This window comes from Gardnerella sp. DNF00571G (genome assembly GCF_049262695.1).
GTDB classification, from domain to species: Bacteria; Actinomycetota; Actinomycetes; order Actinomycetales; family Bifidobacteriaceae; genus Bifidobacterium; species Bifidobacterium piotii.
This window is the reverse complement of sequence record NZ_CP058396.1, coordinates 877,000-900,846: the sequence shown is the minus strand read 5'-3', so window position 1 is coordinate 900,846 and position 23,847 is coordinate 877,000. Positions and strand designations below refer to the sequence as shown.

The 23,847-nt window shown below is 39.7% G+C and carries 16 protein-coding genes, 1 tRNA gene and 1 other RNA gene; 11 read left to right on the top strand and 7 right to left on the bottom strand.

Annotated elements, in window-relative coordinates:
• Positions 1–75 precede the first annotated feature (75 nt).
• On the bottom strand, positions 76–1,128 hold the full coding sequence (locus tag HXT30_RS03755) for a hypothetical protein (RefSeq protein ID WP_016831854.1): 1,053 nt from the start codon (positions 1,126–1,128) through the stop codon (positions 76–78).
• Between the two features lie 135 nt (positions 1,129–1,263).
• On the opposite strand from HXT30_RS03755, the gene HXT30_RS03750 reads away from it, so the two are divergent.
• The 5 genes from HXT30_RS03750 to aroA all read left to right on the top strand — a co-directional run bounded on the left by HXT30_RS03750 (position 1,264) and on the right by aroA (position 6,325).
• Positions 1,264–1,337, top strand: a tRNA-Pro gene (locus tag HXT30_RS03750).
• A gap of 257 nt (positions 1,338–1,594) precedes the next feature.
• Positions 1,595–2,197, top strand: a complete 603-nt coding sequence (locus HXT30_RS03745; protein WP_016635674.1) for an ECF transporter S component — start codon at positions 1,595–1,597, stop codon at positions 2,195–2,197.
• A 199-nt stretch (positions 2,198–2,396) separates the two neighbouring features.
• Positions 2,397–3,965, top strand: coding sequence for an ABC transporter ATP-binding protein (locus HXT30_RS03740; RefSeq protein ID WP_422111329.1), 1,569 nt, complete (start codon positions 2,397–2,399; stop codon positions 3,963–3,965).
• Between the two features lie 24 nt (positions 3,966–3,989).
• Positions 3,990–4,883, top strand: a complete 894-nt coding sequence (locus tag HXT30_RS03735; RefSeq protein ID WP_422111328.1) for an energy-coupling factor transporter transmembrane component T family protein — start codon at positions 3,990–3,992, stop codon at positions 4,881–4,883.
• Positions 4,884–4,957: 74 nt separating this feature from the next.
• A complete protein-coding gene (gene aroA / locus HXT30_RS03730) occupies positions 4,958–6,325 on the top strand; it encodes a 3-phosphoshikimate 1-carboxyvinyltransferase (RefSeq protein ID WP_422111835.1) in 1,368 nt (455 codons plus the stop codon).
• Between the two features lie 104 nt (positions 6,326–6,429).
• Here aroA and HXT30_RS03725 read toward each other — a convergent pair whose 3' ends face one another.
• The 3 genes from HXT30_RS03725 to HXT30_RS03715 form a co-directional block, all read right to left on the bottom strand.
• The gene (locus HXT30_RS03725) at positions 6,430–7,659 is read right to left on the bottom strand and encodes an acetate/propionate family kinase (protein WP_004130229.1); all 1,230 of its coding nucleotides are present in this window, start codon (positions 7,657–7,659) and stop codon (positions 6,430–6,432) included.
• 177 nt (positions 7,660–7,836) lie between these two features.
• Positions 7,837–9,495 carry a phosphate acetyltransferase gene (gene pta / locus HXT30_RS03720; RefSeq protein ID WP_422111327.1) on the bottom strand — a complete coding sequence of 553 codons (1,659 nt, stop codon included), beginning with the start codon at positions 9,493–9,495 and terminating at the stop codon, positions 7,837–7,839.
• Between the two features lie 286 nt (positions 9,496–9,781).
• Positions 9,782–12,259: a phosphoketolase gene (locus tag HXT30_RS03715; RefSeq protein ID WP_116438546.1), complete on the bottom strand. Its 2,478-nt coding sequence runs from the start codon at positions 12,257–12,259 to the stop codon at positions 9,782–9,784.
• Positions 12,260–12,632: 373 nt separating this feature from the next.
• Here HXT30_RS03715 and guaA point away from each other — a divergent pair, with 373 nt between their 5' ends.
• On the top strand, positions 12,633–14,195 hold the full coding sequence (gene guaA, locus HXT30_RS03710; protein WP_422111326.1) for a glutamine-hydrolyzing GMP synthase: 1,563 nt from the start codon (positions 12,633–12,635) through the stop codon (positions 14,193–14,195).
• 157 nt (positions 14,196–14,352) lie between these two features.
• On the opposite strand, the gene HXT30_RS03705 is transcribed toward guaA, so the two are convergent.
• The gene (locus HXT30_RS03705; RefSeq protein WP_415701827.1) at positions 14,353–15,369 is read right to left on the bottom strand and encodes a hypothetical protein; all 1,017 of its coding nucleotides are present in this window, start codon (positions 15,367–15,369) and stop codon (positions 14,353–14,355) included.
• A gap of 2 nt (positions 15,370–15,371) precedes the next feature.
• Positions 15,372–15,806: a helix-turn-helix domain-containing protein gene (locus tag HXT30_RS03700; RefSeq protein WP_415701828.1), complete on the bottom strand. Its 435-nt coding sequence runs from the start codon at positions 15,804–15,806 to the stop codon at positions 15,372–15,374.
• Between the two features lie 287 nt (positions 15,807–16,093).
• Here HXT30_RS03700 and HXT30_RS03695 point away from each other — a divergent pair, with 287 nt between their 5' ends.
• The 5 genes from HXT30_RS03695 (at position 16,094) to ssrA (ending at position 22,202) form a co-directional block, all read left to right on the top strand.
• Complete coding sequence (locus tag HXT30_RS03695) at positions 16,094–16,609, top strand: hypothetical protein (RefSeq protein WP_422111325.1); 516 nt, start codon at positions 16,094–16,096, stop codon at positions 16,607–16,609.
• Positions 16,610–16,648: 39 nt separating this feature from the next.
• Entirely contained in the window at positions 16,649–17,788 is a 1,140-nt protein-coding gene (locus HXT30_RS03690) for an SIR2 family protein (protein WP_415701830.1), read from the top strand.
• A complete protein-coding gene (locus HXT30_RS03685; RefSeq protein ID WP_415701831.1) occupies positions 17,781–19,634 on the top strand; it encodes an ATP-binding protein in 1,854 nt (617 codons plus the stop codon). The genes HXT30_RS03690 and HXT30_RS03685 overlap by 8 nt, the downstream gene beginning before the upstream one ends.
• Positions 19,635–19,964: 330 nt before the next feature.
• Complete coding sequence (locus tag HXT30_RS03680) at positions 19,965–21,647, top strand: alpha-amylase (protein WP_422111324.1); 1,683 nt, start codon at positions 19,965–19,967, stop codon at positions 21,645–21,647.
• Between the two features lie 158 nt (positions 21,648–21,805).
• Positions 21,806–22,202: a transfer-messenger RNA gene (gene ssrA, locus HXT30_RS03675) on the top strand.
• A 93-nt stretch (positions 22,203–22,295) separates the two neighbouring features.
• Here the strand turns inward: ssrA and HXT30_RS03670 are convergent.
• Positions 22,296–23,432 carry a Panacea domain-containing protein gene (locus tag HXT30_RS03670; protein ID WP_422111323.1) on the bottom strand — a complete coding sequence of 379 codons (1,137 nt, stop codon included), beginning with the start codon at positions 23,430–23,432 and terminating at the stop codon, positions 22,296–22,298.
• Positions 23,433–23,847: the final 415 nt, after the last annotated feature.

Here is a 23,847-nt window from a genome sequence, read left to right as displayed (position 1 = left end):
GTAGGTCACATTTTTAATATCTTGATTTAATACTTTGATTTAAGACATTATTTAATGCATTATTTAAGATTTGACTTAAGACCTTAAACGGTCGCTTTGCATAGCTGCGACTTGTCTTGAAAACACTATTATCCACCCTAAAAATAGTAAACAAGACAAAGCTTCTACATTTGTTAAAGTGTTATTGCCATGAACCCATTGGTTTCCAACCCAAGCAGTAAGAATAACAGCTAAATCCGAAGCAACGTAGAATGTTTTAGAAAGTCTAGGAGCAAGCCATGGAAGGCATATAAGCATTGTGCAAATAAGGCCAGTAACGCCTCTAGCACATAAATCGTGTATAACTGGGTGAGGAGTGTAGCGGAACGTTCCGATTCCAATAAATGCTATTCCTCCAAGAATTAGCAAAGCTGCCATAATAGTTGTTCGAGTTTTAAAATGCTTTGTAGCGTTAGTGCCCTTATTTTGCAAGATTTCGTGCTGTGTTGCAACAAACTCGGTTATAGCAAAGTAGCTTGTAATAATAATGCATATTCCAGCTAGAATCAGCGTTGCGTTAAACATGCTTGCTGCAAACGTTGTTCTGTCTCCTAGCTGAGAGAAGTTATTGTTATACCAATACGGGTCATCGGAAGTTAATCCAGCTGTTGCAGCTCCAGAAATCACAAATAGTGGAAGAAGTGAAGCAACGGTTTTTGCTTCTAAAAGTTCTGCTTGTACAAGAGTTGCATATCCAACAATTCCACTTAATGCGCAACAAAGAACAGGAAGATAAGTGTTTACGGCACTTCTTCCAATAATGCTGTTGATTATAGAGAGAAGAGCAAAAGACATAAGTAGCATTGTTGCGCCATAAATCGTAGAAAGAGCGATTATTTCAAAAGCGTGTTTTGCAATTTGTAACCAATTCTTTTTAAGTATTCCTTTGTGTGTTCTTAAATATCCGACTACAAAAGTGCACATGCTGCAAGCTGCTACAACTCCAGACGCCATTGTAAACAAGCGTTGTGTAACTTGCCATATTGCTGGCATTGTGTTTATGTATATAGACATTACAATCATGCCAAATAATGCGCACGCTAGAAAAGCGATTAATCCAGCTGCCTCCGCACGTTGAAAACGCCCCATGCTAACCTCTAAAATCCGTTTCCTATTTTTCAATGCTTGTTCTATTCTATCGCGCGTGTTGCAAATTTGCGTTTGTCTGCAATGTGCGCTATTGTATTTGATTGTGCTTGGAGCTGGTAATCAGCTAGAAAGCATCGGGGTGTAGCGCAGTTTGGTAGCGCGCCTGCTTTGGGAGCAGGATGTCGCAGGTTCGAATCCTGTCACCCCGACTTTTTTATATCTGCTTGTTTTTTGAACATCTACTATACAAAAAAGCACTCTATGTGTATTCTTGTATAGGTGAGTTTTTGGTGCATTATTTGTGTTAGATTCTTACACTGTGATTATAAATATTTGACTCGGGAGCCGTTTTGGCTGAGAGGAAGCGAAAGCTTCGACCGATTGAACGTGTGCTAAGTAATATTAGCAACGGATGTCGCTCTTTTCCCGTGCCCAAATCTTTCAATATTGAAGAAAGGCACTTATTATGACTAATGTTTCAATGGAACATTCTAATCGCTGGCGTATTCTTGATATCGTCATAGCTGCTATTATCGCTGTTGCATCTGGCGTATTATTCTGGGCTTGGGATATTGTGTGCGCAGCTCCTACTAATCTTTTTGCAAGCTTATTGCCTGGTGCTGAAGGCTTATCTAATGGTTTTTGGCTTTTTGCTGGACCTTTAGCTGCAATAATCGTGCGTAAGCCTGGTGCTGCATTGTTTGCCGAAACGCTTGCTGCTTTTGTGGAACTTATGTTAGGAAATCAATGGGGTGTTGGCGGATCGTTAATCGTCGGTATTATTCAAGGCGTTGGCGCTGAACTTGCATTCATTTTCTTTATGTACAAAACATGGAATCTGCTTTCCACTGCAATATCTGGATCGTTAGCAGGCGTAGCTTGCTTTATCTACAATTGGGTTAGTGGCGGTCAAGGCTGGAGCGCTCAATATATTGTTGCAAATCTCATTACTTCTATTATTTCTGGTCTTATTGTTGCAGGCGTTGTAGTGTGGTTTGTTCAAAAGGCATTAGCTGCAACGGGTGTGCTTGATCGTTTTGAGTCAGGGCGTCCTCAAGCATTAGTGTGAGTTATATCTAAGTACTAATTGCAACTTGTAAACTATCGTGTTTAATGCGCAAAATGCAAAAACACGGTAGTTTACTCGTATGATGCTTATATTTCGTATTTGTTTTACTTTATATTTTTTGAAATTGTGTTATGCAATTTTTATATTTTAGATTTTGCTATGCAATGAAAATTTTGCTATGCAATGAAAGTTTGTTTGTATGCAATTTGTGAATAAGACTGAATGGACTCCAGCGAGCGTAGTTGCTAAAGACTGGGGTTGGAGACACGCTACTCGCAAAGATTTTGTGTTGAGGAATGTAAATATTGATATTAAGCCTGGTGAACATGTTTTGCTTTTAGGTGCTTCTGGCGCTGGAAAAAGCACGTTTATGGCTGGTTTAGCAGGTGTTTTAGGTGATGAAACAGAAGGCATGGAAGAAGGTAGCCTTCTAATCGGTGGCGTTCATGCTAGAGATGCTCGCGGAAAAGTTGGACTTGTTATGCAAGATCCTGATTCTCAAATCATTCTTGAAAGAGTAGGCGACGACGTAGCTTTTGGAAGTGAGAATCTTGGAGTTAATAGCGAAGAGACTTGGAATCGCGTAAAGCTTTCGCTAAAAGCTGTTGGATTAGACAATATTACTCAAGGAAGTCAGGGTCTTAGACGCTCAACACAATCTTTATCGGGAGGCCAAAGGCAACGTCTTGCTTTAGCAGGAGTGCTTGCAATGCATCCTGGGTTACTGCTTTTAGATGAGCCTACAGCCAATCTAGATCCTGAAGGTGTTCAGCAAGTTCATGATGCTGTAGCGAATATTCTTAAAAAAACAGGTTCTACAATGATTGTAGTTGAACATCATATTGATGTGTGGCTGGATTTGATTGATAGAGTTATTGTTATTGGAAAAGATGAAAATAATAATGATTCAAATGTAGGATGCGTTATTGCAGACGGTAAGCCTGAGGATGTTTTTGAAAAGTATGGCGATATGCTTGCAAAAGGTGGTGCTTGGGTTCCAGGAAGAACAGTTAAATCTTTTGCTCCTAAACATTGCGATGGCGAGATCAAAGACGAAATAAAAGACGAAATCAAAGATACGGAAGAATCTGTTGCGCTCTATACAAATGATTGCTCTTTTGGAAGAACTCTGCCACTAGCGGAACATGTTAATGTAGCTTTTCGTTTTGGCGAAGTAACGGCTTTAATGGGACCTAATGGTGCTGGTAAAACCACATTAGCGTTAACGCTTGCAGGCTTATTAAAACCAATTGCTGGCAGTGTGTGCATGATGGAAAAGTATGTGCCGAAACGACGTAAAAATAATCTTTTTACTTGGAAAAGTCAAGAATTACTAGGGCGAGTTGGCATGGTGTTTCAGGAGCCAGAGCATCAATTTATAACATCGTCTGTAAGAGACGAAGTTGCTTTAGGCCCTAAAAAGCAAGGAAAAAGCGAAAAGGAATCTTACGATATTGCCGATAGCATGCTTGAACGTATGGATTTGAAGCGTTTTGCTCTTGCTAATCCTTATACATTATCTGGAGGAGAAAAACGTAGACTTTCTGTAGCTACGCTTTTAGCTGCTGCTCCACGCGTTGTTATTATGGATGAGCCTACTTTTGGACAAGATTTTAAAACTTGGACAGCAATGGTGAAACTTATTGCGCAAATACGCGATAGTGGCTCAGCGGTGATTGTTGTTACTCACGATGATGAGCTTGTAAAGTCTTTAGATGCCAGAGTAATAAGAGTTGAGTCACGAAAAAATCGCAGTGTCCGCTCATAACTATAGTGAAGGGAATGAGTAGAAGTGAATAAAACTAGTAGTGTAGAAGAATCGTCTAGAATCCAAGTTAAAGACTTTGAAAATTTATTGAAAGTTTCGCATATTGATGTAACTGCATCTTCTAAACGTTTAGAAAGTGAACGACTAGTTTCGCCTTCTTGGTTTATTCGTAGGCTCAATCCAATAAGCCGTTTTATTGGAGCGCTGCTACTTTGCTTGCCTATGTTTGTTACATTAGATATTGTTTCAGCTTCTATTGCATTCGGTTTAGATATACTGTTATTTGCAATTGCTGGAGTAACTCCTTGGTATGTTTTACGCCATACTTGGCCAGTTTGGATTGCTGCTTCGGGTAGTTTTATATCGGTTCTTTTATATGGTCAAAGTTCTGGAGATGATATATTTAAGTTTGGCTGGATGCATATAAGCCAAGGATCATTGTATTTGGCAATTTGTACGTTTGTTCGTGTTGCATCTGTAGCAGTTCCAGGCGTTATATTAGCCATTGGATTAGATCCAACTGATTTAGCAGACGGCTTAGTGCAGATTTTGCATTTTTCTCCACGATTTGTGTACGGAGCATTAGCTGGATTGAGAATGTTTAGTCTATTGCAAAATGATTGGCGCGCTTTTGGTTTAGCTCGAAGGTCTCGTGGTATATCGGATGGTAAAGCGTTGCAGCGTATGCTTTCGCAATCTTTTGGTTTGCTCGTGTTATCTATTCGCAGAGGCACTAAACTTGCTACAGCTATGGAAGCTAGGGCTTTTGGAAGTAGTATTAAACGTGTTCCAGCACGAAAATCGAAGTTAACAGCATACGATTGGATATTTTATGCAATTTGCATTGCTGTTCCTACTATTGCTTTATATGCTTCAATACAAACAGGATATTGGCATAATGCGTTTATTCGTATGTAAAGCATTGTGTAAATCATTTTGAAAATTACAATGCGTACATATTTATAGATAGTATTCATAATATGAGCGGAATAATGAATCCTTATAATCATGATGATGTTTGGCAAGCTCCATCATGCAATACTCCTTTGAATGCAACAGTGAATATTCCTGGAAGCAAATCATTGTCTAATCGATATTTGATTTTGGCAGCTCTTGGAAGTAAGCCAGTTGTTCTAAAGGGATTGCTGAGATCAAGAGATACGGAACTTATGATTAACGCGCTAAGCGTATTTGGAGTTAAATGCGATTTGCTAAGCTGCGATGGCACTACAGTTTGTGTTATTCCGCCCAAAAATGGCGTTTTTAGCGTAGATGATTGTGCGGTTGTTAATTGTGGTTTAGCTGGAACGGTTATGCGTTTTGTAACGGCTTTAGCGCTGTTTGCAAATAATTGTGTGAAATTTGATGGAGATGAGCAAGCGTATGCTCGTCCAATGAAGCCTGTTCTAGATGGATTGGAGCAGTTGGGCGCAAAAATCGTATATCACGGAAAAGTTGGATTCTTACCATTTAGTGTTATTCCGCCTAAAAATCTTGAATCGTATGGTGTAAATAGTGCGCAGAATTCTTGCAATAATCGCGTTATTCGCATTGACTCTTCGTCATCGTCTCAATTTATATCTGCGCTGCTGCTAATTGCATCTCGCGTTCCAGGAGGATTACAAATAGAGCATATTGGAAGCAAATTGCCTAGTATGCCTCATATTCAAATGACAATGGAAGATGTGCGCAAAGCTGGCGGAGTAGTAGATATGCCAGAAAGCGGAGTATGGCGTGTTAAAGAGCATGATTTGACTTTGCCGGATGAAGTTGTTGTAGAGCCAGATCTTTCTAACGCAGCGCCTTTTATTGGAGCAGCGTTGATTGCTGGCGGATGCGTTAAAATCCCTAATTGGCCGCTTAAAACTACTCAGCCTGGGGGATTGTTGCCTGGGATTCTTGAGCAAATGGGTGCAAAAATTGTTTTTGAGCATTCTAGTGCAGATTCTTCAACATTGTGCGTAACTGGAAGCGGCAAAATTCATGCCATTAAGTCGCTTGATTTGGCTGCTGCTGGCGAGGTTGCTCCAAGTATTGCTGCGATTCTTGCGTTTGCAGACGGTGTAAGCGAGTTGCACGGTATTGCGCATTTAAGAGGTCACGAAACGAATCGCTTGAGTGCAATAGTTACGGAACTAAATCGCGTTGGAATAGGCGCAGAAGAGCTAGAAGATGGAATTCGTATTATTCCTAGCAAAAATATGCATGGGGAAGTGATGGAGACTTATGCGGATCACAGAATGGCAACTTTTGCATCAATGTTAGGTCTTCGTATATCTAATATAAGCGTAAAAAATATTGCCACTACGCGCAAAACAATCCCTGATTTTCCTGGTATGTGGAATAAGATGCTCGAATAGTGAGCCTAAATAGTGAGCCTAAATAACAAATAATCCCGAGTTTTTTTTTAACCCGGGATTATTTATGTGTTACGTTTTTACGTTACGTTGTTTTACACTACGATTCAGCGCTCAAACTTGTTGCCGTAAGAATCGACTCCAGCTTCTGCGATTTGTGCAGACTTTCGAGCGATTGCCAACTCTTCGTTAGTTGGGATTACAGCAATAATCACAGAGCTATCTGGAGTGGAAATGATGCGTGGCTCCTTAGAACGAACCAAGTTCTTCTCTTTATCGAGCTTAACGCCGAATGGAGCAAGCTTTTCGCACACAAGAGCGCGAACAATCTCGTCGTTTTCGCCAACGCCAGCAGTGAATGTGATTACGTCTACGCCGCCCATTTGAGCTGTGTAGTTGCCAATGTAGCCAACAATGCGGTGAACGTACACGCCAAGAGCAAGCTTAGCATCTTCGTCGCCTTCTGCGATGAGCTTATGAATATCGCGCAAATCGCCGTGGCCAGTCATGCCCATCATGCCAGAACGCTTGTTAAAGAGCGTATCAAGCTCGTCTACGTTCATGTGAGCATTGCGAATAAGGTGGAACACTACAGCTGGGTCAATATCTCCAGTGCGGCCGCCCATCATCAAACCTTCGAGAGGTGTTAAGCCCATAGAAGTTTCAATTGGCTTGCCAGAAACCTGAGCAGAAGCAGAAGCACCGTTACCAATGTGCAAAACAATCTGCTTCAAACCTTCTGCAGGCTTTCCAACAACGCTTGGAACTACAGAGCCAATGTATTCGTGGGAAGTGCCGTGAGCGCCATAGCGACGAATGTGGTACTGGTTTGCAATATCTTTGTTCAATGCGTAAGTCGCAGCAACCTGTGGCAAATCGTGGAAGAACGAAGAGTCAAACACCATAATCTGTGGAACATCTGGCAAAAGTTCAGTCATGACTTCAGCGCCAACAGCTTCTGGTCCGTTGTGAAGTGGAGCCAAAACAGCCAAATCCTTCACCTTATTAATGGTCTTTTTGTTCACTAATGCAGGCTTAGGGAATGTTAAGCCACCCTGAACAACGCGGTGTCCAACAGCTACGATTCCAGACTTGGAAAGATTTGGACCATATTCCTCGAAGAAGCCGAGTACGCGCTTTAAGCCTTGCTCGTGATCGTGCACTGGCTCGTCAAACTCATGCTTTTCGCCATTGAATACGTGCTTGTAGTGTCCGTCAACTGGTTCGCCAATTTTTTCTACAATACCAGATGCAATGCCTTCGCCGCTTTCCAAATCGACGAGCTGGTACTTAATAGAACTAGAACCAGAATTGATAACAAGAACGGTTTTTGCCATGAGGGCATCCTCCATAAAGTGTTGATAAGGCTAGTAAATTGCCACGTTTAAGTGTACATGCAAGTTCCTACAATGAATGCCAATAAATGCTTTTGTATTTACTTATTATTATATTTGCAAATCATTGTAAGAACTTGCGATTATTAAATTATTTCTTGCGATTAATGCTTGCGATTATTAGAATTGCGCTTCCAAAGCCGTAAGAGCAATAGTGTTAATAATATCTTGAACCAATGCGCCTCTAGACAAGTCGTTAACAGGCTTGTTTAAGCCTTGCAGGATTGGTCCAACAGCCAAAGCGCCGCTGGAGCGCTGAACGGCCTTGTATCCAATGTTTCCAGCGCATAAGTCTGGGAACACAAACACATTTACGTGGCCTGCAACATCATTGCCTTTAGCTTTGGACGCAGCAACAGTTTCGGACCACGCAGCGTCAAACTGAATAGATCCAACAACCTTTAAGTCTGGGTCGCTTTCTTTTACAATCTTTGTTGCTTCTTCTACCAGATCAACGTCTGGGCCTTTTCCAGATCCAAGAGTGGAGTAAGATAGCATGCCAACTTTAGGATCTAAGCCAAAAGCTTTAGCGGTTTGTGCGGATTGAAGAGCAATATCTGCAAGCTGTTGCGCGTCTGGATTAAGGTTGATTGCGCAATCTGCAAATACTGCCACATGATCCTTAAAGCACATAATGAATGCGCCAGAAACAAGCTTAGATCCAGGCTTAGTTTTAATAACTTGAAGAGCAGGGCGAACGGTATTTGCCGTTGAGTTAACAGAGCCAGAAACAAGTCCGTCTGCTAATCCAAGTACCACTAGCATTGTGCCAAAATAGCTTGCGTCTTTAAGCTGTTCTCTAGCTTGATCTTCTGTCATGCCTTTCTTTGCGCGCAATTCGCAAAGCTTGCTAATCATTTTGCTAAGAATCTCTTCGTCGCTCATAGATTGGAAGCTTGCTTTGCTAAGAGACTTTAATCCAAGCTCTTGTGCTCTTGCAAGAATAGATTCGCGTTCTCCAACAATAACGAGGTTTACAATGTCTCGCTCTAGCAAATAATCAGCTGCTTTTAGAATGCGGTCTTCTTCGCCTTCTGGGAGCACTATTGTTTTCTTATTTGCTTTAGCTTTTCCAAGCAGGCTGTATTGGAAGGCGTATGGGGTAGTAGGAGCGGCAAATGGCTGTTGCAAAGCGCTAATGATTTCTTCGTTTTCAACGTAATCGCTGAATTTATTAAACTCTGATTCGCTTATAGAAGGCAAAGTCCAAAGTGGAGTGCCATTATTGCTTTGAGCATAGTCTTCTTTTAATTCTTTTGCTAAGTCTTCTTTGCAATCAGTTACAAAAATGCCAAATACTTTTGTGTATTCTTTGCTAACGCTTGCGGATTGTGCTTCGATTGTTTGCAAGATTTGCTTACTATCTCTGCCTTCTGCGCAAACGCTTAAGAACACTGGGGAAGCTAAGTCTGCTGCAACAGATGCATCAAATCTAAATAAGTCTGGGTCAAATACAGAAGTAGAATCGCTTGCTACAATAACGCATCCTTGAGCGTTTGTTGCGCTAATCAGCTCGTTGTAACTAGCTACAATGTCTCCTCTTAGTGTGTCTTTGTTTTTACGAACTGCGCATGGGCATGCTGCGATTACTTGTTCCAGCGTTGGTTTTGTGTTGCTTGCGGCTATCAATTCGCTTGTAAATGCGTCATCATGTTTTGCGGATGGCCTAAAAACAGTTGTTGAATAATGATTAGAAAGAGCTTTTGTAACTCCTAGTGCTACAACATTGCGACTTTGCGCGCAATCTGCGCTAATAATAGTTACGTTAACTAACGACACGACTTTTCTCCTTTGATGCGTCTGTGTTTATTCTATTTTGCTTTGCATTTTTATTTTGCTTTGCATTTTCGTTTTTACTATTCTCCGTATTTCAACGTTGAAAATTGCATATCGAACGAAGAATCCTTAGCTATTTTAAGGCTATTTGCAAAACAACAAGCGGAAATTTTGATTTTTTATGTGTTTTATTATTAATTTTTTTGTGCGACTAATTTTTTTAGGGAGCCAACCTTTCGATTGACTCCCTAAAAATCAGCTAAGCAATTTTAGCGTTGATAGCTTAAAACTACTCGTTATCGCCGGCGGTTGCGGCGGTTGCGGTAACAGCGCCTGGCTTGTCGGTCTTAACGCCTGGCCATACCCAATCGGTGTAGTCTGGGTGATCAAGACCCTTGTCGACTGCATACTGGAAGGCTTCGAGGCGGAAGTCCTCGAGCTTCTTGATTTCGTCGGCATACTTAGCGGCATCAACCATGCGCAACGCTTCAGCGGTAAGCTCGTAACGATCCATGTCGTTCACGCGAACCATATCGTATGGCGTGGTGGTGGAGCCCTGCTCCTTGTAGCCATGAACGTTGAAGTTGTCGTGGTTTGGACGATCGTAAATCAAGCCGCGAACGTCATGTGCATAGGAGTGGTAAGCGAAGAGGACTGGCTTATCGGCAGTGAAGAGATCAGTGAACTCTTCGTCAGTCAAAGCTTCGTTGTTTTCCTTAGCGGACTGCAACTTGAGCAAGTCAACAACGTTAACAACCTTGAACTTAACGCCAAGCTTGTTCAACTTGTCGGCAGCAGCCATCAATTCCTGCTGTGGAACATCGCCAACACCAGCAAGAACAACCTGAACTTCGTCATTGTTCTTAGCGTTGGAAGCCCACTTCCACTCAGCAGCACCCTTCTCGAGCTCTTCACGAGCTTCGTCGAGAGTCAACCAAGTAGCAGCTGGCTGCTTGCCAGCGAAGATGGCGTTAATCATGTTGGTGGACTTGTAAGCCTTTTCAGCAACAGCAAGCAACATGTTGGAATCTACTGGGAAGTAAATGCCGATTACGTGATCGTTGTTGAAGGTCTTGTTCAAGAGCACGGAGGTTACGCCTGGATCCTGGTGCGAGAAGCCGTTGTGATCCTGACGCCATACGTGAGAGGATACAAGCAAGTTCACAGAGGAGATTGGCTTACGCCATGGGATCTCGCGAACGGTAGCCTCAAGCCACTTTGCGTGCTGGTTCAACATGGAGTCGATAACGTGTACGAAGGACTCGTAAGAGCTCCAAATGCCGTGACGACCAGTGAGCAAGTAGCCCTCGAGGAAGCCTTCCATCTGGTGCTCGGAAAGCTGCTCGGTAACCTGGCCAGTAACAGCCATGTGCTCGTCGACTAAGCCAGAAAGGTAGCCTGCGTCCCACTGCTTGTTGGTTACTTCGTAAGCAGCCTGCAAACGGTTGGAAGCGGTCTCATCTGGGCCGAAGATACGGAAGGAATCTGGGTTGTTCTTGATGATGTCGCGAGTGTAAACACCAAGACGACGGGTAGCTTCGAGCTGACCCCAGCCGTGACCGAATTCCTTAACTTCCTTGACTTCGTAATCTTCAAGATTTGGAAGCTTAAGATCTTCGCGAATACGACCACCGTTGGCGTTTGGATTTTCGCCAATACGGAGTTCACCCTTTGGCATGAAGGAAAGAACGTCTTCCTTAACAGCACCCTTTTCGTCGAAGAGCTCTTCAGGCTTGTAGGACTTCATCCAGTTTTTCAAAACCTCGAAGTGAGCTTCGGTATCGCGAGCGGAAGCCAGTGGAACCTGGTGTGCACGCCAAGAACCTTCGGTCTTCTTGCCGTCGATGAACTTCGGGCAAGTCCAACCCTTTGGAGTGCGGAAGATAATCATTGGGTAGTAAGGGCGAGTTACGTCGTTAGTTTGAGCCTCGGCCTTAATATCGCAAATCTCATCGAAGATGGTTTCAAACATATCGGCAAAACGACGGTGAATGGAAAGATGATCCTCATCATCGAAGCCAGCAACGAACTCGTATGGCTCGTAGCCCATGCCGTGGAAGAACTCGTGAAGCTCTTCGTCGGAAATACGGGAAAGAATGGTTGGGTTAGCAATCTTGTAGCCGTTCAAATGCAAGATTGGAAGCACAATACCATCGGTACGTGGGTTCACGAGCTTGTTGGACTGCCAACCAGTAGCCAAAGGACCAGTTTCAGCTTCGCCATCGCCAACGATTGCTGGAACGAACAAGCTCGGGTTGTTCATAACAGCGCCGTAAGCGTGGGAGAGAGCGTAACCAAGCTCGCCACCTTCGTGGATTGAGCCTGGGGTCTCTGGAGCAAAGTGAGAAGGAATGCCGCCTGGGTAAGAGAACTGGCGGAAGAACTTCTGCAAACCAGCTTCGTCCTTGGTGATCTTTGGATAGTACTCAGTGTAGGTACCGTCAAGATAAGACTGAGCAGTACCAGCTGGGCCGCCGTGGCCTGGACCCATGATAATCACTGTGTTCTGCTGGTGATCAGCAATAAAGCGGTTGATGTGTCCAATAAGGAAGTTAAGGCCTGGAGTTGTACCCCAGTGGCCGACTAGACGATGCTTAACATCTTCGCGAGTGAATGGCTCCTTCATTAGAGGATTGCTGCGAAGATAAATCTGACCGATAGCGAGGTAATTAGCAACGCGCCAATACTTGTCTACGCCTTCGATGGCCGCCTCGGAAACTGGAGCGTTAAGCTTCTTCCAAGGGGTGCCAATAACAGGACTCGTCATGTGTACTCCTGTACTCAAGCACTTTTCAGTGCGATTTTAATCATTACCATTTGGTTATAGAGGCCAAAAAACAAATGTATTCGCCTCTTTTTCCATCTTTTTCAGTATAGTAACAGCTTTTGACTTTTGTGCGTTTGATTAGTTACTACGTGCGAATTTGTTGAAAAAATGTGTTAAAGTGTTAACAAAAATCACCTTAAAAGTATCAATTATGTTATGTTTGATGTTCACTTTCTTGTTATGTAAAGGTTGTTTATTTTTACAATTTTTATAATTTGTTAAGTTACGGCGTTTCGCACAACGCAACGTCTAAAAGCGCCATTAGTATAAATTGAATCACCTATAAATGTGTTTCTTATATATAAGGAGAATCATGGCAAACGGTCCGGTACTTGTAGTTGACTTCGGTGCCCAATATGCCCAGCTAATCGCTAGAAGAGTGAGGGAAGCAAACGTTTATTCGGAGCTTGTTCCACACTCCATGCCAGTAGAGGAGATGCTGGCAAAAGATCCAAAAGCCATAATTCTTTCTGGCGGCCCTGCCTCCGTTTATGAGCCAGGAGCGCCAAAAATTGACACAAAGATTTTTGAAGCGGGCGTTCCAGTGCTTGGAATTTGCTACGGATTCCAAGTTATGGCTCACGAGCTTGGTGGCGTTGTAGACAAAGCAGCATTGGGTGAGTACGGAAAAACGCATGCAACTATTGACGATGCAGAAGGATTACTCGCCAATTCTCCAGCAGATCAAAATACTTGGATGAGTCACGGAGTGGCAGTTAAGAGCGCGCCAGAAGGATTCGAGGTGCTTGCTCACACTCAAGGTGCTCCAGTTGCAGCTATGCAAGACAAAAGTCGCAAGCTTTACGGAGTGCAATGGCATCCAGAAGTCAAGCATACGCCTTTAGGTCAAAAGCTTATTTCCACATTTTTGCACGAGTGCGCAGGATTGGAAAATGATTGGAATCCTTCTAATATTATTGAAGATCAGGTTGCAAAGATTCGTGCAGAAGTTGGCAATGCGCAAGTTATTTGCGGACTTTCTGGAGGAGTCGATTCCGCTGTTGCTGCAGCTCTTGTGCATAAAGCAATCGGAGATCAGCTTACTTGCGTTTTTGTAGACCATGGTCTTCTTCGTAAAGGCGAAGTTGAGCAAGTTAAGCATGATTTTGTTGAGGCAACTGGAATCAAGCTTATTGCAGTAGATGCAGAAGATGACTTTTTAGATGCGCTTAAAGGCGTTAGTGAGCCAGAGCGCAAGCGCAAGATTATTGGCGAAAAGTTTATTCGCACATTTGAAAAAGCACAGCGTCAAGTTATTGAAGAAGCTGGAAAATCTGGAGCAGAAGTTAAGTTCCTTGTACAAGGCACGCTTTACCCAGATGTTGTTGAGTCTGGCGGCGGAGACGGTGCTGCAAACATTAAGTCGCATCACAATGTTGGCGGCTTACCAAAGGACTTAAAGTTTAAGCTTATTGAGCCTTTGCGCACTTTGTTTAAGGATGAAGTTCGCGCAATTGGTACGGAGCTTGGGCTTCCAGACGCTATTGTGTGGCGCCAGCCGTTCCCAGGGCCAGGATTGGGAATTCGCATTGTTGGCGAGATTACTCGCGAGCGTTTAGCTGTGCTTAGAGAAGCAGATGCAATTGCGCGCGAAGAGCTTTCGGCAGCTGGATTAGATCGCGATATTTGGCAATGCCCAGTTGTGCTTTTGGCAGATGTTCACTCTGTTGGAGTTCAAGGAGACGAGCGCACATACGGTTCTCCAATCGTGCTTCGACCAGTAAGTTCGGAAGACGCTATGACTGCTGATTGGTCGCGAGTTCCTTACGATGTATTGGCAAAGATTTCTACTCGAATCACAAACGAATGTCGCCAGATTAATCGCGTTGTGTTAGACGTTACATCTAAGCCGCCTGCAACAATCGAGTGGGAATAGTAACAAAAAACTAAAAAACCTTGTAAATTCAACAGTTACAGAAGATGAAAAACTGTAACTGTGATTAAAATGTGAACATTTGTAAAAAAGAATAAATTGAATAATAGTTCCAAGTGGTTTAAAAAATAGCTCTCGTAATAATGACGGGAGCTATTTCTTATAGTTTATTTTCAATTAAATCTTTGCAAAGAATTCTTACAGGAATGCTAATTCTATTTAATTCTTCTTGATTATGGTTTACTAGTAGAAAAGTTGAAGGGATTTTTTCGCCATGGAAATATTTACACCTTAAATAATAAGCGTATTTTAGAATAACCAATCTTATTATATCAATTTCATTTTCGGTTTTTTGGGCAATGTGTTGACTATAGAAAGATTCAACATCCGTATATTTACCAATAGTATTTAAATCTTTTGTTTTGCATTTCATTTTTTCTTTTAAAACCTCGGCAACTCTATAATCAGTAAATTCCTTAAAGAACTCTTCCAGTTTGTTTTGCTTTTTGATGTTTCCTTTTGGGAAATTATTGCATATCATTGCAGTTAAACGGCAAGCGCTCATATAAGGGGCATCCATATTAGGAATAAAAGAAGATATGTTTGGATAATCAATGTAATTCTCTTCTAAATCTAATCTTAGTTTTTTTAACATCTCAAAGTCATTAGACTCTTCGAATACTTCTCTGATTAATGTGTTAAAACATTTCCATGAAAAGTCAAATTGAAGGTCTTTTTTGCTGAAAGATAAAGTTAAGTTCATTAGAGCATTCATTGCAGTATCGGATGTTTTTTTATCACGAAAGAGTTTTTCGGAATTTATATAAATAAGGCGTTCATAATTAAATTCTTGTATTATTTCTGTTTTTTTGTAACCTTTTTGTTCAACCTTATCTATGTATATTTTTATAGATTCGACTTGAAATTTATCTTTTTCAAAATATGTGTAAAGTAAAGCTTTAATAATATTATAATAATAGGTACTGTTTACACTTTCTAATAAATTATCAATTTTAATTTGTTTAGATCTTGTACCAGTGATAATAATTTTATTCATATTAAAGGAAATATTATCTGTAAAATCTTTTCCATTTCTGCTGTAATAGATTATTTCTTTATTTTCTTCATTTTCGAATAGATTTTCACTTATGTTTATTTCGATTTTAAATAATCCCATGTTTACTTCCTCAATTGTTTAGATTTCTTAGGAAACGACAGTTTCCAATCTTCAAATTCTTCGTCCGTTATTTCATCGTTGTAATGTTTCTTCCTCATTTCATTCCATTCTATTAGAAAATTATTGAAGTCTACATCATTTGATAAGAGCCCTGTCATTTCTCCATCGTCTGCTAAGGGTCTAAACTTCATGTCTTTTGCATAATCAAAAATTATATGCATTATTTCAAAAATAGAATTAGGTTCATGATCGATCAATGCTGATATATCGCAATCAAGTACTTCAGATATTTTTTGTAACTGTTCTTTACTTGGGGATCTATTTCCAAGCTCGTAATTTCTTATAGCCGCATCTGTCAAACCAGACTTAATGGCAAGTTCTTTTTGAGTTAAGTTTCTCATAAGTCTTAACTTTTTTAATTTTTTTCCAGAAATCAAACTAATTCTTCCTTATTTCACAATAACCATAGCTATTTTATCACAAAATGAACAAAACCTCAACAAAACTGTTCTGTTATAAATGTATGCAAGTATCTGAATATATTAGAAAAAATATATATAGAAAAAATTTGACGAACAAATATGAACTGTTATTAATGCATACATACCGTTCGATATAGAACGGAAATTGTAAGACATATAAATTAATGCTCGCCTTTTTGAAGATGTAGAACCTTACAAACTATAAAAAGTGGACATGGACATTATGAAAGGTATTTTTATGAATGCAAAAGATGTACAAGAATTTCTTGGATTTTATGGAATGGAAAGCAACAAAGTTAGATACGCATAATTTATTATGCTCCGCAGAATTTACAAGCAGATATCTTGAAACGAATGAAAAAGTGTTTTCAGAGTTGATGGAAAATGAAGTCGTGGATGAATGGATTTTAGAACCGTCTGTTAAGAGCAAAAAGGTTAGAATTGATGTCATTGTTAGAGTTAGTAAGAAATTTTATAAGAGAAAAGTAAATATAGATTTTGTTGAAGAGAAGATATGGAAATACCATTTTAGGAATTTTGAAAAAGTCCGTTACCGCTACTTTGCTACCAATTTAGGTAGTGAGGTAGTGGGTAGCGTGATTTTATTATCTATTAAATTTTTTGTACAACTATTAGCTGTAATAAGGAGTACACATCACTTTGTTAGGGATAAAAATTATGAGTTATATTTGAATAACACAGAGTATGTGGATGGTGTGAATGATGATAGCTGGATATTGCTTGAAGAAGTGTTTTAGAATCTATTCATAATAAATAAAAATGAAGGAGGAATTATTGTGGAAGAGGAAAATAATATTTCATATTTCAGAGGAAAAAGCGAAACAAAAGTAGATATTGATTTTATAAAAAATGAATTGGCACAATTTTTACAACTGGATAATTTGAACTTTTTGTTAGGGGCAGGTTGCTCTAGTCACATCGAAAACGATAAGGAATTAGGAATACCAGGAATGGCTAATTTATATAAAGGTTTTTTTGAAGAAAATGAAGAATTTGAAATTGCTGGAAGTGATGTAGAATCAATTTTTGATGGAAATTTAGAAAAAATGCTGGAAACAATGGGGGCGATTTCTGTTGCTGAAAGAGTAAAAGAGATTGATGATGATATAGAAGGAAAGATTTGCACAGTGCAGAAATATATTAGAAGTAAGATTATTAGTGGATTGCACGGAAAGGAAGTTTTGAGTTTTTATCGTAACTTTTATATAAAAACCGTTACACAAGGAAGAAAGAATCCAATAAATATTTTTACAACTAATTATGATTTATATAATGAACAAGCTTTGGATTCTTTATCCTTCCCATATAACAATGGATTTGTTGGTACTTACAAAAGGTCATTTAATCCAGCGAGTTATAAGTATGCGTATGTGGAGGATATGAATTTATCCAAGAATATATGGGAAAGAGTACCTAATTTCTATAATTTATATAAAATACATGGTTCGATTTCTTGGGTTAAAAATGAAAATAATATAAATGAGATGGATTATGAGCATATAGGTGAAGATGATACGGTTATGATTTATCCAACTCCATTAAAGGACAGAACTACTTTAATGACTCCATATTCTGACTTGTTTAGGGCTATGGAAACTGCCCTACTTAAAAAGAATAGTGTTCTTATAACCTTGGGGTATAGTTTTGCAGACGATCATATTAATAGGTTGATTTTGAACTCTTTAGCCATTCCTACGTTTAAACTTGTTATCTTTGGACAGAGCGAAGCGATTTCTAGATTAACTGAAATGGATGATTCACGCATTATAGTTATTAATTCACAAGATAAGATTCATTATTTCAAAAATTTTGTGGAAAAGGCTATGCCAGATATTAAATCAGATGTCAAAGAGCAAATAGAGCTACCTGTTGTTGCTGAATTAATAAAAGCTTTTGAGGGTGTTAAGAATGAGTAGTCGTGAAATAGGGAAGATTACTTCAGTAGGCGTTCATGGAGTAATAGCTGATGTGAATTCTGATTTAGGGAACTATATAAATACAATTGATGGAATTCTTTTCGTTGGAGAAGTTGGATCATATGTATCAATTTATGAAATTGGAAGAACTGTTATAGCTGAAATAATTGGAGTAGATGAGAAGACTCAGCTAATTAATTCAAAAGAACTGGTAAAACCAAATAGTAAAAGACAGATTTACTTAAATTTGATTGGAGAAATTGTAGATGATAAATTTCATTTTGGAGTATCAAAAATGCCATTGATTTTCTCCGCTGTATACATGGTTTCACAAAAAGAATTAATCACTATGCTTGAAGTTGGAAAAGAAGAAATTAAGATCTCGGAAGATCTTGACAAAACACGAGCAGTTTTGCTTAAAATAGGCAAATCAGTAATATTCCCAGATTATGATGTTAAGATAAATATTGACAAGTTCTTCGGATTCCATTTTGCTGTATTTGGAAATACGGGAGCGGGAAAGTCGAATACTGTTGCTAGAATTCTACAAAATGTTTTTGTTAAAGATAATTATTCTGCTAAGGGTGCAAAATTTGTAATAATTGATTCTAATGGTGAGTATAATCAGGCTTTTTCAAAGTTAAATGAAATTAATCCACAAATTAAACACTCTCTTATGGTTGCAGATGGAGATAGTGAAATAAGGTTTGAAATACCTGTTTGGGCATTATCTGCAGATGATTGGGCAACACTATTACATGCTTCTGAGAAAACACAAATACCTGTATTAAAAAGAGCAATAGATATTGCAAGAGTCTTTCATAGTTCTGATTCAAGTAACAATGAATTGAGAAATCATATACTTGCATCCACTTTGCTGGGTATTATTCAGAGTTCAGATTCTTCACCTTCTAAGTCGGATAAACTAAAAGCTATAGTTACAAATTTTGGTACAAGTGAGATCAATATGGATTCACCTTTATCAAATTCTAAAACATTAAGACAATCTATGAATATAAGCTATGGATCAATGTCAGATGAAGAAGTTGTTATTTCATTTTTGAATGGGTATCTAAATCAAGAATTAATAGTGGAAAATATCTCACGTTCAATGGTTCCGTATAGCTTAGATGATTTCTGCCAAGCTGTGGAGTTTGCTACCCTTTATGAAGGGAGTATTAGTTCGCAAAGAATACAAGAATACACAGCGACATTAACGACTAGATTGCATACTATTCAAGAAGGAATACAAGGACGCATTCTTTCAAGAACAACGTATGATACTATTGATGATTATGTAAATATGTTGCTGGGAGAAAACCAAATAGTAGATCTTGATATTAGTGCATTAGATGATGCTTCTGCAGAGGTTGTAACAAAAGTTTTGGCTAAACTTCTACTAGATTATTTAAAGAGAATAGAAATAAAAGCTGAAACACCGATTAATTTTATAATTGAAGAGGCACATAGATTTATAAAAAACGAAGCAAATTATGGAGCTGTTGGATATAATATTTTTGAGAGAATTGCAAAAGAAGGTCGTAAGTTTGGGATGCTTTTGGGAATATCATCTCAAAGACCAAGTGAATTATCTAAAACAGTAGTATCACAGTGTAGTAATTTCATTGTTCATCGTGTACAAAATCCTGATGATTTGCAATATATATCCAGAATGGTTCCATATATAAATCAAAATATGATAGAAAGGCTTACATATCTTCAAACAGGAAATGCGTTGGTTTTTGGTAGTGCAATTAATTTGCCAACACTAACTAAATTTGCTCAAGCCAACCCTACGACAGATAGTGATAATGCAAAGATATCAGAAAAATGGTATATTGAATAATATCATTCTTCACAACAAAAATTTATAATATCTGTAATTAAAATCTGTTGAAAATCGGATACTATAGGAGTTTGGTAAATTGGATTCAATCTGATAGTGTTGGAACTGGAACTGGTATGGGTAAAATAATCCGAAAACAAGATAAAATGGAACGAATTTCCCAATATATAATAAACGAAAAGCCTTTATTTTGAATACTTTTGAATATAGTGAACAGTATAAAAAGAAGAATGGGAATAGATGAGTCTAATATAGTCCTAATATAGTCCTATATATAAGGAGTGAAGTAAGAACAAAGCAAAGCCGCAATTCTTGCAGAAAGGAACAACGATGATCCACGGCATAGAAGTATTTACGAGCTTCAATAAAAAAGCGCTTGTAAAGTTAAAGTTTGTGTTGGCAAGAGTTGCGGCTATAACATCTTGTGCTGCTACTATTTTGGCGGTAGCAGTAGTCGCAAGCAGCCCAGCGATTGCATATGCTGGCGCAAAATCATCTCAAAAAACTGCACAAAAAGGCGTAATCGTAACAGCATTCCAGCAAAATTGGAAAAGCATAGCCAAGGAATGCAAAAAAACGTACGGCCCAGAGGGCGTAAAATACGTGCAAGTTTCACCTCCGCAAGATCATATTAAGGGCGATCAATGGTGGACAAGTTATCAACCTGTAAGCTATAAGTTGAATTCAAAACTTGGCACAGAAGACGAGTTTAAAAAGATGATTACAACGTGCAAAGCTTCGGGTGTTGGAATTATTGCAGATGCAGTAATAAACCACACAACTGGTTTTGCAAACAAAGACACACTTGGTGTTGGTGGAAGCAAGTATGATGCTGCAAATCAGTCGTTCCAAGATGCTGGATATACAAAAGATGATTTTCACAAGTCAACAGAAGATATAAACACGTATAGAAAAGCAGAAATCGTTTGGACGCATCGACTTGTTGGACTGCTTGATTTAGACACTTCTAATCCTCATGTGCAAAAAACTTTGGGAGAGTACTTTGCGTATATGCTAAAGCTTGGAGTGGCTGGGTTTAGAGTTGATGCAGCAAAACACATGTCTCCGCAAGATGTAAAGGGCATAAAAGATGCGGCTGCAGAGGCTGCTGGAACAACGCCAGATAAGATTTGGTGGATGCAAGAAACAATAGGGTTCCCAGAGCAAGACCCTAGAATTCAGCCAGACCAATATTTACAAACTGGCGAAGTGAACGAATTTGAGTACTCTTATAGGCTTAGAAACTATTTTTATGGGTCTATTGAGAATCTTAAACATATTACAGATAAGTTGATTCCAAGCAAAAAAGCTGCGATTTTCGTTACAAATTGGGATACTGAGCGAGACAATGCGAGCAGAGTTTTAACGTATAAAGATGGCAAAAAATATGAGCTTGCAAACGCGTTTATGCTGGCATACCCGTATGGAACTCCAAATGTGTTTTCGGGTTATGAGTTTACAAAACGAGACGAGGGGGCGCCTGGAGCTACGCAAACTTCGATTCCTGATGTGAGTTGTGCGAAGGATTCTAAGTGGCAATGTACGCAAAGGCTAACTTCGATTCGCGGAATGATTGGATTCTACAACGCTGTTAGAGGCACTAAGGTTACTAATTGGCAAGATGACGACGATAATAACGTTGCATTTAGCCGAGGAAACAAGGGTTTTCTTGCGATTAACAACACGGAAAAGCCTCAAAAAGTGAGCTATAAGACTGACTTGCCAGATGGTGAATATTGCAATGTTTATGAGTCTAAAGATTGCACTAAAACTGTGAGCGTTAGTGGCGGAAAAGTAGAGACCACTGTTGATGCGGAATCTGCTGTTGCTCTTCATGTTAATGCTGTAAAAAGCCTTGGAAACGCTAGAGTTAGAAACGTTACAATATTTATTTGCGTGTGTGTTGCGTCAATTTGTACGTTTGTTGTTAGTAGAAGATTTGTTGAAAAATCGAAGAAGCTTGCTAAAGGCAATAGTGGTGATGCTAAAACAGATGAAACTAAAGGTAAGTGATTTATTGGATTAGTCTTTTGATTAGTCTTTGGATTAGTCTTTGGATTGGTCTGAAATAAATTGATAGCCTAAAACAGGTTGACTCTGTTAAAACGTTTATTTATAATGATTATTCTGGCTTTATGCCAGTATTTAATTGATAGTTTGATAAATCAAAAGGGGTCGATCGGTTTCGACGGTGATCTGTTCGCCGCGGGGAAGCGTGCCGAGAATGCGAAAGTCCACTCGTAAACGTCCTTTCGCAAAAGAATAAGTGCTAAATCTAATCGCACTGAGTTCGCTCTTGCTGCCTGAGCTTCGCGCCAGGATTAACCAGTGAGCAGCTGCTCCGTTTACCCACTCACGTCTTCGGGGTGGTGCTAAACGTCATTAGAAGACTTGCTTGAATTGCCGAGCTGCAGGGTAGTTCAAGGACTTTTACTGTAGATATGCTCGCCATGAATTGTCTGCAATAACATGGGGGCAGAAAAACTGCCGAATGGCCAGCAGACTACGCACGTAGAAGACCGAGGGTACGGTTTCCGGACCGGGGTTCAATTCCCCGCGACTCCACCAACGCAATAACGCCACTGCTCACACAGTGGCGTTTTTTGTTGTTGTTCTATTGTTTAACATATCATGAATTGCTGTAAAGTCGCGCAAAATGCGTTAACTAGCTTCGTTTTTTGCGGACTTTTTGCTGGCTGAAGATTTTATGCTGGATGCAGATTTTTTGCTGGTTTCGTCTTTGCTGCTGGTCTTGGATTTTTCACCAGTTTTGGATTTTTTGCTGGCTTCACTCTTTGCGCTAGTCGCAGGATTCCTGCTAGTTGTAGTGTTCGTGCTGTGCGTAGTGTTTCCGCTAGTCGTAGCCTTTGCGTTGTTTGCAGTGTTTCCACTGTTTGTAGTCGTGTTACTAGTTTTACTACTACTTTTACTAGTCGTGTTTTGAGTCGTGTTACTACTAGTGTTGTTTTTAGTCGTGTTTGTACTCGTGTTTTGGGTTGTGTTTTGTTGTTTTACTGCTTCTAGGTTATGTTGAAAGTTTTGGCGTTTAATCTCGTTTTGCTCGTATTCGCATAATTGTTTTCCTATGCTTCTAGCTATCATGCGTGCTCGAGTTTTAATATTATTATCCGACATGTTTTTGAACTCGTTTAGCGTTCTGATTTTACGCATGACCATGTTTTCAGCGTCTATGAGTTCTTTACAATGATTATTAACAGCGTGCGCTTGATTTTGTGCTTCTAGTTTTTCTTTTTCTGCTTGCTTGCATTTTTTAAGATGCGCGTCTCTTAGACGGCGTATAGCATTTTCAACGCTTCTACTTCTTGTGTTTGCGCGCCCTTCGGCAATTACAGGGTTTTTCGCGTAATAGTCGTGGATGATCTTGTGTGATAGTTCAGTATCGCATGCGTTGTTAGTGTTAACGCCTCTTCTAGCGTCAACCCATGGTAGTTCACTGCGTGCTCTGGCTGCTAAGTCTTGTGTAGTGTAATCTTTTAATGCGTCGCAAACAGCGTATACTACGCGTAGTTGGGAGCAGTTAAACGACTTGTATAGTTCAATTGGGCTGAAGATAATATTGTTTTCGCTTACTTCGTCTTGTGTTAGGTAGCATATGTTAAATAGTTCTAGGCATACTGGCCCGTTTTTCCATGCTTGGAATGAGTTAGGGAATAATTGTAGGCTTGTTGTAGATAAGTATTGTGCTTGACAGTAGTATGTGAGTAGTTCTAGTCTTTCGTGGCTCATTTTTCCGTAATTATGTAGTATTGCGTATGCTACGCGTTTGATTGTAGACATTTGAGTATTCCTTTCATCGTTGAAAAGACATGACTATTGGTGGGGTAATGGTTTTTAGTTTGCGAAAACGTTACCATACGAGTCGCGTATGGTACAAACTGGCGGCGTGTCGCGTCGTTCGCGCGCTTAGACCGCGCTAACGATTCCCGAGTTAATTAACTACGCTTTTTGTACTGCGACACGCGCGAAAATCCTTTCCTTAAAAAAACCTGGGAAAATTCTTCAAAAACCTTGAAATGCGTATTTTTACGGTTTAAGTGTTGTTTATCCACAAATTTTACGGCAATGTGGCCTTTATTGTGGATTAGTTTGTGTATAGCATCATTTTTTTCGGTTTAGCATGTGTTGCTGGGGCTTGACTTTTTCAAACGGGGGGGGGGTATGTTAATAGCAACATCACACGGTGGATAACCGT

Excerpts from the sequence above, each read along its gene's own strand:
- HXT30_RS03755 (WP_016831854.1), bottom strand. The coding sequence starts at position 1,128 with ATGGGGCGTTTTCAACGTGCGGAGGCAGCTGGATTAATCGCTTTTCTA.
- HXT30_RS03745 (WP_016635674.1), top strand. The coding sequence starts at position 1,595 with ATGACTAATGTTTCAATGGAACATTCTAATCGCTGGCGTATTCTTGAT.
- HXT30_RS03740 (WP_422111329.1), top strand. The coding sequence starts at position 2,397 with ATGCAATTTGTGAATAAGACTGAATGGACTCCAGCGAGCGTAGTTGCT.
- aroA (WP_422111835.1), top strand. The coding sequence starts at position 4,958 with ATGAATCCTTATAATCATGATGATGTTTGGCAAGCTCCATCATGCAAT.
- HXT30_RS03725 (WP_004130229.1), bottom strand. The coding sequence starts at position 7,659 with ATGGCAAAAACCGTTCTTGTTATCAATTCTGGTTCTAGTTCTATTAAG.
- HXT30_RS03715 (WP_116438546.1), bottom strand. The coding sequence starts at position 12,259 with ATGACGAGTCCTGTTATTGGCACCCCTTGGAAGAAGCTTAACGCTCCA.
- guaA (WP_422111326.1), top strand. The coding sequence starts at position 12,633 with ATGGCAAACGGTCCGGTACTTGTAGTTGACTTCGGTGCCCAATATGCC.
- HXT30_RS03705 (WP_415701827.1), bottom strand. The coding sequence starts at position 15,369 with ATGGGATTATTTAAAATCGAAATAAACATAAGTGAAAATCTATTCGAA.
- HXT30_RS03695 (WP_422111325.1), top strand. The coding sequence starts at position 16,094 with ATGCAAAAGATGTACAAGAATTTCTTGGATTTTATGGAATGGAAAGCA.
- HXT30_RS03685 (WP_415701831.1), top strand. The coding sequence starts at position 17,781 with ATGAGTAGTCGTGAAATAGGGAAGATTACTTCAGTAGGCGTTCATGGA.
- HXT30_RS03680 (WP_422111324.1), top strand. The coding sequence starts at position 19,965 with ATGATCCACGGCATAGAAGTATTTACGAGCTTCAATAAAAAAGCGCTT.
- HXT30_RS03670 (WP_422111323.1), bottom strand. The coding sequence starts at position 23,432 with ATGTCTACAATCAAACGCGTAGCATACGCAATACTACATAATTACGGA.